Below are 15,876 nucleotides of genomic sequence, written 5' to 3' on the forward strand. Positions count from 1 at the left end.
ACCGGCAGACCCCGATGTCCAGAGAGAACCGCGCGCAAACCGGCCCCGCCGCTTGGCTGAGCAATCTGGCCGTGCGCGCCATGCTGGGGGTTGCGCTTGCCCTGCCCTATGGGACGCGGGTGCGGCTGATGGGGTGGTTGGCGGCGCGGGTGATTGCACCACTGGCGGGCTATTCCAAACGGGTGCGGGCGAACCTTGATCTGGTTTGCCCCGACATGCCCGAGGCGGAAAAACGCCGCCTGATCCGCGCGGTTCCGAACAACGTCGGGCGCACCTTGATCGAGATTTATTCGGGACAGGAATTCATCGACCGCGTCAAAGACGTGCCCCTGACCGGACCGGGGGCAGACGCGCTAGAACAGGCGCATCGTACTAACCGTCCCGTCGTTCTGGTGACCGGCCATTTCGGCAATTACGATGTGCCCCGCGCCGCCCTGACGGGGCGCGGATATCAGGTCGGTGCCCTCTATAACCCGATGAAAAACAGCTATTTCAACGCCCATTACGAGGCCGCGATTGGCACCATTGGCCGCCCCCTGTTTCCGCGCGGACGCAAGGGCTATGGCCAGATGCTGCGCTTCCTGAAGGACGGGCATATGCTGGGGTTTCTGGTCGATCAGTTCATGGCGCGCGGAGCCGATCTGACGTTCTTTGGCAAACCCGCCCTGACCGCCCTATCGGCGGCGGAACTGGCGTTGAAATACGACGCCCTGCTGGTGCCGATCTATGGCATCCGGCGAGAAGACGGGATCAATTTCGACATCGTGGTCGAACCGCCGATCCCGCACACGGACGCGACGGACATGACCCAGGCCCTGAACGACAGCCTTGAGGCGCTGACGCGTCAGCACATGGAGCAATGGTTCTGGATTCACCGCCGCTGGAAGCCGGAGAAATACGCGCGGATCATGAAAAACCGCGCCGATAAGGCGTGATTAGCGCACCCGCGCCGCGCCAATAATCGGACCGCCGTCTTGCAATTGCAGGATGGCAACCACGGGCTCTTGGCCGATCACATCAAAGGACATCTCGAACGCCTCGGTCCCGTCCCATTCGGTGACGGGCGTCCAGTCGGTTGCGATGTTGGAATAGGTCATGATCCGACCCGCGTTCTCGCCGCGTTTCACCTCGACCGTGCGCTGGGGAATATAGCGCACCAGTTGCAGGATCGCGGGCTCGGCCAAGGGCGCGGCGGGGGCCGATACGGTGACCTGATCCCCCTCGCGGGTCATGCTCAGATCGACCGGCATGCCCTTATCCTGATGGGTTTTGATCATATCCGCGACTTCCATCGGCTGGCTGCCGACGACGGTATCCTCGCCCCCGATGATCATCTGGGGGGTATAGACCATGCGCTTGCCCGAGGATTGGGCATACAGTTTCTGACGGGCGGTAAAGGCGGGATTGGCGAAAATGTCTTTCCAGCCGATGTAATCCCAGTAATCCACATGCAGGGCCAGCGCGATCACATCGTCATTGTCCGCCAGTTCGGTCAGCAACGCATCCGCCGGCGGGCAGGATGAACAGCCTTGCGAGGTAAAGAGTTCAAGCACAACAGGAGAGGTCGCGACGTCCTCGGCCAAGGCCGAACCGCCAACACATACACACCCCAAAGCCACAGCCGCAAACATATGCCGCATGCAAGTTACCTTCCGTTGCTCTATTCCCCACAGGTCAGATTAAGACAGATTAACCGACCACGCCAATCAACGATTTGTCAGAGAAAGTTTCAAGTCGCCCGACTATTTTTCCCAAAACCCTTTGAAACCAATCCGCGCGGCATACGTTAGTATACAAAATGCCGTCCCTTGATCGACTCTGAGCGATCAGGCATCAAAAGGACAGCCTAACCCTGCGATTTCTGAAAGGGAGCCATTCCATGACCATTTTCGTCGGACAAGACACCTCCAAAACCCGCCGCACATTGACGGTTGGGGACAGTTCGATTGATTACTATTCGATTTCGGCGGCCAGCGATGCGGGTCTTGGGGATTTTTCCCGCCTTCCCGCCGCGCTTAAGGTCGTGTTGGAAAACATGCTGCGGTTTGAGGACGGCAAGACGGTCCACACCGACGATATCAAGGCCTTCGCCGAGTGGGCCGACAAGGGTGGCAAGAACCCGCGCGAAATCGCCTATCGCCCTGCCCGCGTGTTGATGCAGGATTTCACCGGCGTGCCTGCGGTGGTCGATCTGGCCGCGATGCGCGACGGGATCAAGGCGCTGGGGGGTGACGCGCAAAAGATCAACCCGCTGAACCCCGTGGATCTGGTGATCGACCACTCGGTCATGATCGACGAGTTCGGCAACCCGCGCGCGTTCCAAATGAACGTGGACCGTGAATACGAACGCAACATGGAACGCTATGAGTTCCTGAAATGGGGCCAGACCGCGTTCAACAATTTCCGCGTTGTGCCGCCGGGCACGGGTATCTGCCATCAGGTGAACCTTGAATATCTGGCCAAGGCCGTCTGGTCCGACGAAGATCAGGACGGCAAGATGGTCGCCTACCCCGACACACTGGTCGGGACGGACAGCCACACGACGATGGTCAACGGCATGGCCGTTCTGGGCTGGGGCGTTGGTGGGATCGAGGCCGAGGCGGCCATGCTGGGCCAGCCGATTTCGATGCTGATCCCCGAGGTCGTGGGCTTTAAGCTGACCGGTGAAATGGTTGAGGGCACGACCGGCACCGACCTTGTTCTGAAGGTGGTCGAGATGCTGCGCGCGCATGGCGTGGTCAACAAGTTCGTCGAGTTCTATGGCGAAGGTCTGGATAATCTGCCTCTGGCGCAACGGGCGACGATTGCCAACATGGCGCCCGAATACGGCGCAACCTGTGGCTTCTTCCCGATTGATGACGAGACCCTGCGCTATATGCGTCAGACAGGTCGTGATGAGGACCGGATCGCCTTGGTTGAGGCCTATGCCAAGGAGAACGGGTTCTGGCGCGGCGCGGATTATGAACCGGTCTATAGCTCGACCCTGAGCCTTGATATGGGCACGATTGTGCCTGCGATTTCCGGCCCCAAACGCCCGCAGGATTACACGCCGCTGGATCATGCGGCGGCTGCGTTCATGGATGTGGTCAACGAATATCGCGGCGTGGACACCGGTGCCGCCGCCGAAGCGATGGAGGCCGAGGGCCCTGCCCCCGCCATCAACGAATCCGCCGATCCGCGCAAATCCCAACCGGTTAAGGGCACCGATTACGCCCTGCGCGACGGGTCTGTGGTGATCGCGTCGATCACGTCCTGCACCAACACGTCAAACCCCTATGTCCTGATCGGGGCGGGTTTGGTCGCGCGCAAGGCCCGCGAATTGGGTCTGAACCGCAAACCGTGGGTCAAGACATCCCTTGCCCCCGGATCGCAGGTGGTGACCGAATACCTGAACGCCGCCGGTCTGCAAGAGGACCTCGACGCGCTTGGGTTCAACCTTGTCGGCTATGGCTGCACGACCTGTATCGGCAACTCGGGGCCCATCGCGCCCGAACTGTCCGACGCCATTGCCGAGGGCGATTTGATCGCCACCTCGGTCCTGTCGGGCAACCGCAATTTCGAGGGCCGGATTTCGCCCGACGTGCGCGCGAACTATCTGGCTTCGCCGCCCTTGGTCGTGGCCTATGCGATTGCGGGTGATATGAACATCGACCTGACCCGCGATCCGATCGGGCAAGACAAGGATGGCAAGGATGTCTTTATGAAAGACATTTGGCCCACCAACGCCGAAATCGCCGAGATTGTCGAAAAGGTCGTCACCCGCGAGGCGTTCCAATCGAAATACGCCGATGTGTTCAAGGGCGATGAGAAATGGCAGGGGGTTGAGGTCAACGGCGGCGAAACCTATGACTGGCCGCCCGCATCGACCTACATCCAGAACCCGCCCTATTTCCAAGGCATGGCGCCCGAGGCCGGCACCATTTCCGACATCAGCGGCGCGCGCGTTCTGGCGGTGCTGGGCGATATGGTCACGACGGACCACATCTCGCCCGCCGGTTCGTTCAAACCCGACACCCCCGCCGGTCAATACCTGACCGAGCATCAGGTGCCGGTGCGCGAATTCAACAGCTATGGATCGCGGCGTGGCAACCATGAGGTGATGATGCGCGGCACCTTTGCCAACATTCGCATCAAGAACGAGATGCTGGACGGGGTTGAGGGCGGCTATACCAAGGGTCCCGATGGTACGCAGACCTCGATCTATGAGGCCTCGATGGCCTATCAAGAGGCGGGCACGCCACTGGTCGTTTTCGGGGGCGAACAATACGGCGCGGGTTCGTCCCGTGACTGGGCCGCCAAAGGCACGAACCTGCTGGGTGTCTCTGCCGTCATCGCCGAGAGCTTTGAGCGTATCCACCGCTCTAACCTAGTCGGGATGGGCGTCATTCCGTTCGAATTCACGAATGGCGACACGCGCAAAACGCTGGGCCTGACCGGTGAGGAAACCGTGTCGATTGCCGGTCTGTCGGGCGATTTGAAACCGCTGTCGATTGTGCCTTGCACGATCACCTATGCCGACGGGACCGAGAAAACCATCGACCTGAAATGCCGGATCGATACCGAGGTCGAAATCGAATACGTCGAGAACGGTGGCGTGCTGCACTATGTGCTGCGCAATCTGGCTAAAAGTTAATCAGGTCCGCAAACCCTCCATGCACCTAAAAGGGCGGCCCGCACGCGCGGGTCGCCTTTTTTCTATGGGGATGCGTGCATTGTTTCGCCCGTGGAAAACGATTGTTCGCGTGAAATGTGTCGAAAATAAGAGCGCGTTAACGCCTGAAATGTTATCCACAGGGCATGTACCGCAACGTGACCAATACACTTCTATCCGGACCTGTGTTTGAGGTCCTCGCGCTGCTCAGCTTTATCTTGCTGCTGGCCGGTGCGCGCTAAACGCAAAACGGGTGCCCATGGGCACCCGTTTGTCGTTTTGGATATGCGGTCTGAAATCAGCTTCCGGCGGCGCGGGCGGCCTCAATCGCGGGCATGATCTGGTTGTCAATGACGCTGCTGGTGATCGGACCAGCAAAGCGGAAGTGCACCACGCCATTGCCATCAATCACAAAGGTTTCCGGCACGCCATAAACGCCCCATTCCAACGCCGTGCGCCCCGTGTCATCGGCGGCAATACCGGTGTAGGGATCGCCAAGTTCGGCCAAGAACCCCATCGCGTTCGCGGGCTTGTCCTTATAGTTGATGCCGTAAATCGGGATACCGGCCTCGGCCAGACGTTCCAGATTGGGATGCTCGGCGCGGCAGGGCGCGCACCAACTGGCCCAAAAGTTCACCAGCTTGACCCCCTCACCACGCAGCGTCGCATCGTCAATCCCCGGCCCTGTGCCAAGCTCGGTCAACACCAGCGCAGGCACGGTGCCCCCGACCCGCGTCGACGGCAGCCCGTCTGGATCGTCACGGAACATACCGGAGAGAAACAGCCCCGCCAGCAACGCGAAAATCGCGGGCGGCACAAAGACCAGAGGCGAGATTTTGGAGTTCGACATGGTTCACCTATTTCCCGTTACGCGCCTGAATTTCGGCCAGTTGGCGGCGCACCCGACGCCCCCGCCATACCGAATGACCGATTAGAGCCACAAGCAAAACAATCGTGACTGCATAAGACCCCAAAACCGCGTCGGCGTATTTCCCCAGATCAGGCATCAGGCCATCCTTTCGCGTGCTTCCAGCGCCTTAAGCTGACGCTGACGGATTTCGGTTTGAGTGCGCAAGAGGACCAGAGCGACGAACAACAGAATGAACCCCGCGATGCACACCAACAGCGGCAGATAGAACACGTCGGACACGTTTTCCTCTTTATCAAGGGACAGCGACGCCCCCTGATGCAGACCTTGGTTCCAGAAGTTCACCGCATAGCGGCTGAGGATCGCAAAGACCGACCCGACCATGCACAGAACACTGGTCAGATCGGCGGCGGCATCGGGGCTCTCGATCGCTTGCCACAGGGCGCTATAGCCCAGATAGAACAGAAACAGGATCAGAAACGAGGTCAGGCGCGGGTCCCACGCCCAATAGGTGCCCCACATGGGTTCACCCCAGATCGCACCGGTCACCAGCGCAATCAACGTCATGGTGATCCCGATCGGGGCCGCCGCCTTGGCCGCAAGGGCCGACACATGATGACGGCGCACCAACCAGATCAGCGAGGCCACAAGCATCATCAGCCACGCGTTAATCGCCATCAATGCCGCAGGCACATGCAGATAGATGATCTTGACGGTCGAACCCTGTTTGTAATCGTCCGGCGTGAAAAAGAACCCCCAGACCAGACCGACCACCAAACAGATCGCCGCGCCCCCCGCCACAAACGGCAGAACCGCGCGCGATACGGCCAGAAACTTTTGCGGGTTCGCATATTGCCACAGGCTTGCCATCGTCATTCCTTTGCTGGCGTGTGTTTCTGGGACCGGACCATGACAATCCCGCCCCCCTAGCGCAAGTTGATCCGCAGCGCGGCTGCGGCGGCGAATGGAAGCAGGGCCCAAACCGCCAAAGTAATCGCAGTGAGGATCAGGATTACGCCCTGAACCTCCATCCCGAGGGCACCGCGTTTCACGACCTCCGCCCCGAAAATCAGGGTCGGTACGTAAAGGGGCAGAACCAACAGCGACATCAACAACCCGCCGCGTTTCAACCCCACGGTCAAGCCCGCGCCAAAGGCCCCGATCATCGACAGGGCCGGCGTCCCAATGATCAGACCCAGGATCAGCCACCGAACCGCCCCGCCCTCAAGATGCAACAGCACCCCCAGAACAGGCGCGGCAATCACCAAGGGCAAACCGGTCGTCACCCAATGGGCGGCGGCCTTCATCGCCACAACGCCCTCCAAAGGGATCGGCGCCGTCGCCAAAAGGTCCAGCGACCCGTCCTCGAAATCCAGCGCGAAAATCCGGTCCAGCGACAAGAGACAGGCTAACAAGGCCCCGACCCACAGGATCCCCGGCGCAATCACCGACAGGATCTCGCTCTGCGGCCCAACCCCGAACGGCACCAACACCGTCAGGATCAGGAAAAACGACAGACCAAGGCCAAAGCCACCCCCGGCCCGCATCGCCAACCGCATATCCCGCCAAAACAACGCAATCACAGAAAGGCCTCGTCGAATTCATCCTGCACCGCCGCAGGTTTGGCGCGAAAGGCCGAGACGTCCAACGCGCGCGCCTCAAACCCCAGATCAATATGGGTCGCAATCACGGCCATCCCGCCCTGTTCCAGATGCCGCCGCACCGCATCCGCAAACAATCCAACCGACGCCACATCCAAAGACACCGTCGGCTCATCCAAGACCCAGATCGGGCGCCCTGTGACCAACATCCGCGCAAGGCCAAGACGCCGCTTCTGCCCCGCGCTCAACGCCTGCGCATAACGACGGCGCAAGGGCTGCAATTCAAACGCATCCAGTGCCGCCTCGATCTCGCCCTGCCCGAACACCTTGGCCCAGAACGACAGGTTCTCTTCAACGCTCAACGTCGCCTTCAACCCATCCGAATGCGCGCCATAGGCAATGCTATCGGGCGCCGCATGAACCTCACCGGCCAAGGGCGGTTGCAACCCCGCCAAACACCGCAACAGGGTCGTCTTGCCAATCCCGTTCGGCCCGCGCAGGAACAGGGCCTCGCCCGCCGCGACCTCGAACGACACCCCTCCAAGCACCGCCAAACCGCCGCGTTCCACCGTCAGATTGTCCACCCGCAACCCCATGGTCCGGCTCACGCCCCTGTTTTCATCTTGGCAAAAATACTCACGATCCGACAGCACCCACAGGCAGCATCGCCACCGCAACGCGCCGACCCTCGCCAAGCAACACGTTGAACGTCCGCGCGGCGGTGGGGCTGGCCATTAATTCAACCCCCATCCCCGCCTGTTCCAGACCGCTTTGCAAAGCAGGATCAATCGGGCGCAACGCGTCACCGGTGCCGATGAACAAGACGTCCACATCCCCGATCAGCGCGCGCAGCGGCTCTATATCCTCAAGACCCACCCACGGCTTGCGCCCCGTCGCCGTCAGCAACACAGGCCCCTCGACCACCTCGCCGCCCACACGGAAAAACCCGGGACCATAGCCGTCGACCGGCACCGCACCAGTGTATTCAACCTCGCTTACACGCATCGCGCTCTCCTCGATTGGACCTGCTGCGGCGCGGGGCCTCAGGCTTTGACGTTGCCGAAATTGGTCCCTGCACCGCCGCCGTCCGATTTGCTCCAGTCCCGCTTGACCCCAAGGAACAGCAAGACATTAGACGCCACGAACACCGACGAATAGGTCCCGACCAGAATGCCGAAAATCATCGCGAACACAAACCCGCGGATCACATCCCCGCCCAGAACAAACAACGCAATCAGCGCCACAAGGGTCGTGACCGAGGTCATCAGGGTCCGGCTCAGGGTTTCGTTGATCGACTGGTTCAGAACCTCAACCAGTTGCAGCTTTTTGTACCGGCGCAGGTTTTCACGCACGCGGTCAAACACCACCACCGTATCGTTCAGAGAATAGCCCACAATGGTCAACAGCGCCGCGATAGTCGCAAGATCGAACCGGATTTGCAGAACCGAGAAAATCCCGATGGTCAGCATCACGTCATGCACCAAGGCCGCCACGGCGCCCAGTGCGAACTGCCATTCAAACCGCAGCCAGATGTAAAACAGAACCGCGCCAATCGCCAGAACAACGGCCAGAACGGCGGTCTTGATCAACTCGCCCGACACCTTGGGCCCCACGCTCTCGACGCTGGGGAAGGTGATCGCGGGATCGATGGTTTGCAGCGCGCTCTCGACGGCGGCGATGGTTTCGGGCGTGATGCTCTCGACCTCATCCTGCGCCTGAATGCGGATTTGGGCCACGTTTTTGTCGGGACCAAAGGACGGGTCGAACACCTCGGTGATGGTCACATCCCCAAGCTCCAGCCCCGCCATCGCATCACGATAGGCCGCGATATCGACGGGCTGGCTGCTTTCCGACCGGATGGTCGTGCCGCCACGGAAATCGATGCCAAAGTTCAGACCCATGGTCAGGAACACGACAATCGAGGCCACAAACAGAACCGCCGACAGGCCAAAGGTCATCTTGGCGCGTTTAAAGAACGGCCAGTTCGTTTCGGATGGTACAAGTTTCAGTCGCATATTGGCCTCTTATACCACGATGGTTTTGGGACGGCGGCGTTCCATCCACGTCACAATGATCAAACGCGTCACGAAAATCGCCGTAAAGACCGAGGTCAAAATCCCGATCCCCAGCGTCACCGCAAACCCGCGCACCGGACCCGAGCCCAGCATGAACAGGATCACGGCGGTGATGAAGGTGGTGATGTTGGCGTCGATAATCGCGCTCAGCGCCTTTTCATAGCCAAGCTCGATCGCGCGCGCCGGACCGCGTGCGGTCTTTAGCTCCTCCCGGATACGCTCAAAGATCAGAACGTTCGCATCAACCGCCATACCGATGGTCAACACGATCCCCGCAATCCCCGGCAGGGTCAGGGTCGCGCCAAGGGCGGACAGGAACCCGAAAATCAGGGCGACGTTCATGATCAGGGCGACGTTGGCGATCACGCCAAAGAACCCATAGGACAGAACCATGAACACCAGAACGGCGGCAAAGGCCACGATGCTGGCCAGACGACCGGCCTCAATACTATCTGCGCCCAGTTCCGGCCCGATGGTCCGTTCCTCGAGAAAGCTCAGCTCGGCCGGCAAGGCCCCCGCGCGCAGCAGCACGGCAAGGTTGGTGCTCTCCTCAACCGTAAAGTTCCCCGAAATCTGGCCCGAGCCGGTCTGGATCGCGTCACGGATCACGGGGGCCGAGACGACCTCATCGTCCAGAACGATCGCAAAGGGCGAGCCGACATTGGCCACCGTATAATCGCCAAAGCGGCGCGCGCCACTGGCGTTAAAGCGGAAGGTCACGACCGGTTCGCCGTTCTGGCCAAACGCGGGTTGCGCGTCGGTCAGGTCCTCACCACTGACCACGGGGGTCGGGTCGATGATGTAATAAACACCCTCCTCGTCCAGCGACGGCAGGATCACATTACGTGCGCCCGGGTTCTGGTCGGGGTTGTTGGTGCGCCCCACAACGGGGTTGAACGTCAAGCGCGCCGTGGTCCCGATCAGCGCCTTCAGCTCATCGGCCGAGCCGATACCAGGCACCTGGATCAAAACGCGGTCCGCGCCCTGACGTTGGATGGTGGGTTCGCGCGTGCCGACCTCATCCACACGGCGGCGGATGATTTCCAGCGTCTGCTGCAGGGTCCGGTCATCGGTCGCCTGCTTTTCGGCCTCGGACAGGGTGACGACGATCTCGTTCCCGTCAACGGCGACCTCGATATCGTTCTGCCCCGCACCGGTCAGCGACACAATCGGCTGGGCCAAACCGCGCACGGCGTCATAGGCGGCCTGAATGCCCTCAACCTGCGACACGGCCACCCGCAACTCATCGGGCGCAGAGGGCTGACGGCGGATCGTGCCGATCTGGGCGCGCAGGTCGCGCAGCTCATCGCGCACACTGGGCCACATGCCGTCGATGCGCGTGGCATAGACGTCGCCCAACTGCACCTCGGCCAGCAAATGCGCACCACCGCGCAGGTCCAGCCCGAGGTTCACAAGGGACGACGGCAAAACAGACGGCCAACCGGCCGCCTGCGCGTTCAGCGTCTCGCTGTCCTGCCCCGCCTCGATCGCCGCGACGGCGTCGTTGTGCCTCTCAACCCGCTCATAGAACAGGTTGGGCATAGCCATCAAAATACCCAAGGCACACAGGCCCCAGATGACGATCCGTTTCCAGAGCGGGATAAACAGCATTGGCGTGAATTAGCCTTCGTTTGCGGGTTCGGTCTTGTTCAGGACCTGCGTGATGGTCTGACGCACTACGCGCACTTTGACACCATCGGCGATCTCTGCCTCGACCTCGTTGTCGTCTTTAACCTTGACCACTTTGGCGATCAAACCGCCTTGGGTCACGATCTGGTCACCACGGCGCAGCGCCTCGACCATCGCCTTGTGCTCTTTCATCTTTTTCTGCTGAGGACGGATCATCAGGAAATACATGATCACAAAGATCAGGATCAGCGGAACGAACTGGGCCAAAGAAGAGCCAGCACCACCATCGGCCTGCGCATATGCGGGCGTTACGAACATAGGTTAATCCCCTTGCAATGGGCGGGCCGTGACCCGCACCTGTCAGTTTGGCGCGCACCCTAGCCACGCCCCCAAGGGATGGCAAGGCGGATAAGCCCGATATGGGCCCGCAAACCCAAACGCCAAGGGCCCAAAGCGCCGCAGCCTAGATTGCCCCCTTTCCCCAACACGAAACATCGCGCACCATACGCGCATTGGTTGAGGGGCGCGCATGGCGGACGAAAAACACAATCTGATCACATGGCTGGGGCTCACGACCGAGCCGGACTTTTCTAAAGCGCGTTGGCTGGGCCGCCTCATCTCGGTGGTTTTTATCGCGCTGTACCTCGGCATCGCCCTGACACTGATCCTTGGCCTTTGGTGGACGATCGTTCAGGTTCCAAAGGCCGCATATGATGCGTTCTTTGCCGAGGAACCGCAAACCGCGCGGTGGTTGCTGACGTCAACGGCGGCTCTGACTGCAGTGACGACCGCCGTCGTCGCCCTGCCCTTTACCGTCTTTAAAACCATCTACAACCGCCGCCAAACCGACGTCGCCGAGCAGAACCACGTCACGGACCAGATCAACAAAGCCGTTGAGAACCTTGGTGCGACACGCCAAGTGGGCGACCGCCTTGAACCGAACATCGAAGTCCGCATCGGCGGGCTCCTTGCACTGGCTAGGATCGCAAAAGCAAACCGCAATATCTACTGCGAGCTAATGGAAATAGTCGCTGCATATCTTGTTGAGAACCTTCGCAAAGACAAAGTTTTGGGAAAGGGAAATAGACCGCGGGCGGACATTTCTCGCGCTCTTGGGATTGTGTCCGAACGTGACGATGAGGACATCTCGTTCGAAAAAGCTCTAGGATGGAAGATGAACTTGAACGACATCGACTTTAGAGGGCTTTTCGTTGAACGTGTGAGATTCCGTTATGTTGACATGCACCAAGCTGATTTCAGGTTTTCGCGCTTAGCAGATGTTGAGTTTTCAGAGATTGGTGGCCGCGCTCAAGAGTTCGACCTAGCCCTTCTGGAAAACGTACAATTTAACATGTCTCAAGTGTTCGAGTTTGATAACGCAACCTTTCAGTGCACTCAACTAGTTCAAGTTTCATTTACTTTCTTGAGAAACCAAATTTCGACTGGGCCGCCTGGAGGAGGAAATTTCTTCCACCCTAAGAATTTCGCCGGATCAGTGCTGCAAAACATGATGTTGCCGCCGATTTTTCCCGTCACCCAAGGTACGCTATCCTATCTCATAGGTGATAGTACTGTCGAAATCGAAGGGGCCGAAGGCTTTCCCACCCATTGGCCCACACGTCTTAGAGAACGCGTCGAGCAACTCGAAAAGGGCGCGTTTCGGCCGACCGCTGATTTGTGGCCGCAAGCGACACAATATGATGGACGGCGGCAAGAGCTAAAGGAACTGTATCAACGCCTTTGGAACGAGATCGGTTTTGACGACGACGCCCCTACAGGCTAGGAAACAGCCTGACTGAATCGCCAAGGGACATGACCCATGCACGACATCAAAGCCATCCGCGAAAACCCTGCTGCTCTGGACGCGGCACTTGCCCGTCGGGGGGCTGCGCCGATGTCGTCGGAAATCCTGTCGCTGGACGAGGCGCGCCGCGCCATGATCCTTGCCGCCGAGACCGCGCAGGCCGAGCAGAACAAGGCCTCCAAAGAGGTTGGCAAGGCCAAGGCCTCCGGCGATGAGGCCGAGTTTGAGCGCCTGCGCGCCCTTGTTGCCGACAAAAAGGCCGAGGTCGCCCGCCTGAACGAGGACGCCAAGGCCAAGGACGCGGAACTGGTCAACCTGTTGATGACGTTGCCCAATTCCCCTGCGGATGACGTGCCGGACGGCGCGGACGAGGACGACAATGTCGAAATTCGCCGCTGGGGCACGCCGCGCGAGTTTACCTTTGCGCCCAAGGAACATTACGACCTGCCCGCCGTTCAGGACGGCATGGATTTCGAGGTCGCGGCGAAACTGGCCGGATCGCGCTTTGTGGTTCTGTCGGGTGCCGTGGCGCGGGTTCACCGTGCGCTGGCCCAGTTCATGATCGACACCCATGTGGACGAAAACGGCCTGACCGAGGCAATCACCCCCGTTCTGGTGCGTGAAGACATGATGTATGGCACCGGTCAGTTGCCCAAGTTCGGCGAGGACAGCTATCAGACCAAGGACGGTTGGTGGTTGATCCCGACGGCCGAGGTGACGCTGACCAACATCGTGAACAATGTGATGGTCGAAGAGGGCTATCTGCCCCGCCGTTACGTCGCCCACACCCAGTGCTTCCGGTCTGAGGCGGGCAGCGCGGGGCGCGACACCGCCGGTATGCTGCGCCAGCACCAGTTCGAAAAGGTCGAGATGGTCTCGATCACCAAACCGGACGAGAGCGAGGCGGAACACGCCCGCATGACCCGCTGTGCCGAGGATATTCTGGAACGCCTCGGCCTGCCCTATCGCACGGTTGCCCTGTGCACCGGCGACATGGGTTTTGGCGCGCGCCGCACCCATGACATTGAGGTCTGGTTGCCCGGTCAGAACACCTATCGCGAGATCAGCTCGGTTTCGACCTGTGGCGATTTTCAGGCGCGCCGCATGAACGCACGGTTCAAGCCCGCCGAGGGCGGCAAGCCCGAGTTCCTGCATACGCTGAACGGGTCGGGTCTGGCCGTTGGTCGCTGCCTGATTGCGGTTCTGGAAAACGGTCAGCAAGAGGACGGGTCTGTCACCCTGCCCGAGGTTCTGCACGCCCGTCTGGGCGGCAAGACGCGGATCACGGCGGACGGGCAACTGGCCTGATCCCCGCGACATGAATTGCAAGGGCCGTCCGATCTGGGCGGCCCTTTTCGTTAACGGTCTTGCGGCGCGATCCCCCGCAAACGCGCGGAAATCTCACCGACGGCATCGCGGGTCCAACGGGACGCGTGCACGCCGCGGTGGACAGTGGGGGCATTCCGGTCACCCAACGCGCCGAACACCCCTTTCACCCCATGATATCAGCTACTTGCCTGATCTCTCTCAGCTGCCGCCTGAGCAAGCTGCACCTGCGCCTCAAGGGCGGCTGCAATCCGTTTTAGCGCAGTGACCAAAGAGACGATGACCCAAACCACGTAGATAAAGAATGCGAGGTAAAGGAGAGGGAAAATAAAGGCCAAGGGACCAATCGGGGCAATCGGCATCATGACTGTGCGCCTTTCTTAGGTGAAAACAGAATGCCCTTTGAGGTCGCACCGGTGCCGGATGGTGACAAATCACATCCCTCTTTCTTTTGATCACGTCCGCGCTAGGGTTGTTGGGGAAAGGACATCCCATGCCCCGATTGCCCGCCATTCTGACCGCGCTTGTCACCGCCGCGTTCGTTCTGTCGCCCGCCGTGTTCGGACAATTCGGCGGGTATGAGCCGTCGCAGTTCCCGATCCCACAGGATTCGCCAAAGGCACAGCCCGCCGGATATGCCTTTGCGATCTGGGGTCTGATCTATGCGTGGTTGGCCGTCTCTGCGGGTGTTGGCCTGTGGCGGCACGGGGCGGACGGCGGATGGACGCGGACGCGGTGGGCGTTGATCGCCTCGCTTGGCCCCGGTGCGCTGTGGATCGGGATTGCGATGGGCGATCCGGTCTGGGCGACGGTTCTGATATTCTGGATGCTGGCCTCCGCGATTGCCGCCCTGTTCGCGACACCGCTGCGCGACCGGTGGGTGTTGCAGGTGCCCGTCGCCTTGTACGCGGGATGGTTAACGGCGGCGTCCTTTGTGTCGCTGGCCCTGATCGGGGCGGGATGGGGTGTGCTGACCGGCGAAACGGGGTGGGCGATCCTCACCCTGCTCGGCGTTCTGGCAGTCGGGATCACGGTTCAAACCCGCCTGCGCCGCGCGCCCGCCTATGGGATCGCGATCGTCTGGGCCCTGATCGGGGTGGCGGTCAACAACATCACCGCCGCGCCGGTTCTCGGCGCGCTGGCCCTGATCGGTGCCGTGATTATGGGCGTTACGGCGTGGCGGTGCCGCGAAACGGTCTAGCGCCGTTGCGGGGACTTGTTTTGCGCCCTGCTTTTGGGCTATGAGAGCGCTAACAGAATTCAGATAGGACGCCCCGACATGACCCCCGAACAGGCCTCTGCCCAAAGCGAAGACATCTGCCGTCTGGCCCCCGTGATCCCCGTTCTGGTGGTCAAGGACGCCAGCACCGCCGCAGATTTGGCGCGCGCGCTGGTCAAGGGCGGTCTGCCCGCGCTGGAGGTGACGTTGCGCACCGACGCAGCGCTGGACGTGATCCGCGAGATGTCGACGGTCGAGGGTGGCGTCGTGGGTGCGGGCACCTTGCTGACCCCCGCCGATGTTCAGGCGGCCAAGGATGCGGGCGCGAAATTCGGTGTCTCGCCCGGCGCGACCGACCGCATCATCGACGCCTGCCTAGAGGCCGACCTGCCCCTGCTGCCCGGTGCGGCGACGGCGTCCGAGGCGATGTATCTGCTGGAACGCGGGTTCACCGTGCAAAAGTTCTTTCCGGCCGAGGCAAACGGCGGCGCGCCCGCGCTGAAATCGCTGGCCTCGCCCCTGCCGCAAATCCGGTTCTGTCCGACCGGCGGTGTGTCCCTGAAAAACGCGCCTGATTACCTGTCTCTGCCCAACACCCTGTGCGTGGGCGGCAGTTGGGTCGCGCCCGGAAATCTGGTCGATGCGGGCGATTGGTCCGCCATCACCGCCCTTGCGGCCGAGGCAGCGGCCCTGCCCCGCTAGG

Annotated in this window: 17 protein-coding genes; 6 read left to right on the forward strand and 11 right to left on the reverse strand. The window is 60.8% G+C overall.

The window, feature by feature from the left end:
- The first annotated feature begins 14 nt into the window (after nt 1-14).
- Nucleotides 15-935, forward strand: coding sequence for a lysophospholipid acyltransferase family protein (locus tag R1W00_RS01060; RefSeq protein ID WP_317260862.1), 921 nt, complete (start codon nt 15-17; stop codon nt 933-935).
- On the opposite strand, the gene R1W00_RS01065 is transcribed toward R1W00_RS01060, so the two are convergent.
- Entirely contained in the window at nt 936-1,640 is a 705-nt protein-coding gene (locus R1W00_RS01065; protein WP_317260863.1) for a DUF1223 domain-containing protein, read from the reverse strand.
- A 239-nt stretch (nt 1,641-1,879) separates the two neighbouring features.
- On the opposite strand from R1W00_RS01065, the gene acnA reads away from it, so the two are divergent.
- Entirely contained in the window at nt 1,880-4,633 is a 2,754-nt protein-coding gene (acnA, locus tag R1W00_RS01070; protein ID WP_317260864.1) for an aconitate hydratase AcnA, read from the forward strand.
- A 316-nt stretch (nt 4,634-4,949) separates the two neighbouring features.
- On the opposite strand, the gene R1W00_RS01075 is transcribed toward acnA, so the two are convergent.
- Genes R1W00_RS01075 through yajC form a run of 9 tightly spaced genes read right to left on the reverse strand, consistent with a single transcriptional unit; the run spans nt 4,950 to nt 11,142 of the window.
- Complete coding sequence (locus tag R1W00_RS01075) at nt 4,950-5,501, reverse strand: DsbE family thiol:disulfide interchange protein (protein WP_317260865.1); 552 nt, start codon at nt 5,499-5,501, stop codon at nt 4,950-4,952.
- A gap of 7 nt (nt 5,502-5,508) precedes the next feature.
- Nucleotides 5,509-5,658 carry a heme exporter protein CcmD gene (gene ccmD, locus R1W00_RS01080; protein ID WP_410901507.1) on the reverse strand — a complete coding sequence of 50 codons (150 nt, stop codon included), beginning with the start codon at nt 5,656-5,658 and terminating at the stop codon, nt 5,509-5,511.
- Nucleotides 5,658-6,389 carry a heme ABC transporter permease gene (locus R1W00_RS01085; RefSeq protein ID WP_410901508.1) on the reverse strand — a complete coding sequence of 244 codons (732 nt, stop codon included), beginning with the start codon at nt 6,387-6,389 and terminating at the stop codon, nt 5,658-5,660. The genes ccmD and R1W00_RS01085 overlap by 1 nt, the downstream gene beginning before the upstream one ends.
- 56 nt (nt 6,390-6,445) lie before the next feature.
- Nucleotides 6,446-7,102, reverse strand: a complete 657-nt coding sequence (gene ccmB / locus R1W00_RS01090; protein WP_317260867.1) for a heme exporter protein CcmB — start codon at nt 7,100-7,102, stop codon at nt 6,446-6,448.
- Entirely contained in the window at nt 7,099-7,716 is a 618-nt protein-coding gene (gene ccmA / locus R1W00_RS01095; RefSeq protein ID WP_317261585.1) for a heme ABC exporter ATP-binding protein CcmA, read from the reverse strand. The genes ccmB and ccmA overlap by 4 nt, the downstream gene beginning before the upstream one ends.
- Before the next feature lie 40 nt (nt 7,717-7,756).
- Nucleotides 7,757-8,125, reverse strand: coding sequence for an Mth938-like domain-containing protein (locus R1W00_RS01100; protein WP_317260868.1), 369 nt, complete (start codon nt 8,123-8,125; stop codon nt 7,757-7,759).
- A 38-nt stretch (nt 8,126-8,163) separates the two neighbouring features.
- Complete coding sequence (gene secF, locus R1W00_RS01105) at nt 8,164-9,135, reverse strand: protein translocase subunit SecF (protein ID WP_317260869.1); 972 nt, start codon at nt 9,133-9,135, stop codon at nt 8,164-8,166.
- 9 nt (nt 9,136-9,144) lie between these two features.
- Nucleotides 9,145-10,806 carry a protein translocase subunit SecD gene (gene secD, locus R1W00_RS01110; protein WP_317260870.1) on the reverse strand — a complete coding sequence of 554 codons (1,662 nt, stop codon included), beginning with the start codon at nt 10,804-10,806 and terminating at the stop codon, nt 9,145-9,147.
- A gap of 9 nt (nt 10,807-10,815) precedes the next feature.
- Nucleotides 10,816-11,142 carry a preprotein translocase subunit YajC gene (gene yajC, locus R1W00_RS01115; protein ID WP_317260871.1) on the reverse strand — a complete coding sequence of 109 codons (327 nt, stop codon included), beginning with the start codon at nt 11,140-11,142 and terminating at the stop codon, nt 10,816-10,818.
- Nucleotides 11,143-11,353: 211 nt separating this feature from the next.
- Here yajC and R1W00_RS01120 point away from each other — a divergent pair, with 211 nt between their 5' ends.
- Together R1W00_RS01120 and serS are read left to right on the forward strand one after the other, a co-directional pair.
- Nucleotides 11,354-12,607: a hypothetical protein gene (locus tag R1W00_RS01120; RefSeq protein WP_317260872.1), complete on the forward strand. Its 1,254-nt coding sequence runs from the start codon at nt 11,354-11,356 to the stop codon at nt 12,605-12,607.
- 36 nt (nt 12,608-12,643) lie between these two features.
- Nucleotides 12,644-13,936 carry a serine--tRNA ligase gene (gene serS / locus R1W00_RS01125; protein ID WP_317260873.1) on the forward strand — a complete coding sequence of 431 codons (1,293 nt, stop codon included), beginning with the start codon at nt 12,644-12,646 and terminating at the stop codon, nt 13,934-13,936.
- A gap of 197 nt (nt 13,937-14,133) precedes the next feature.
- Here serS and R1W00_RS01130 read toward each other — a convergent pair whose 3' ends face one another.
- Nucleotides 14,134-14,319, reverse strand: coding sequence for a hypothetical protein (locus R1W00_RS01130; protein ID WP_317260874.1), 186 nt, complete (start codon nt 14,317-14,319; stop codon nt 14,134-14,136).
- A 128-nt stretch (nt 14,320-14,447) separates the two neighbouring features.
- Here R1W00_RS01130 and R1W00_RS01135 point away from each other — a divergent pair, with 128 nt between their 5' ends.
- Entirely contained in the window at nt 14,448-15,155 is a 708-nt protein-coding gene (locus R1W00_RS01135; RefSeq protein ID WP_317260875.1) for a hypothetical protein, read from the forward strand.
- 78 nt (nt 15,156-15,233) lie between these two features.
- Nucleotides 15,234-15,875, forward strand: coding sequence for a bifunctional 4-hydroxy-2-oxoglutarate aldolase/2-dehydro-3-deoxy-phosphogluconate aldolase (gene eda, locus R1W00_RS01140; protein WP_317260876.1), 642 nt, complete (start codon nt 15,234-15,236; stop codon nt 15,873-15,875).
- Nucleotide 15,876: the final 1 nt, after the last annotated feature.

This window comes from Rhodovulum sp. FJ3, assembly GCF_032918305.1.
In the GTDB taxonomy this organism is placed as follows: Bacteria; Pseudomonadota; Alphaproteobacteria; order Rhodobacterales; family Rhodobacteraceae; genus SAT37.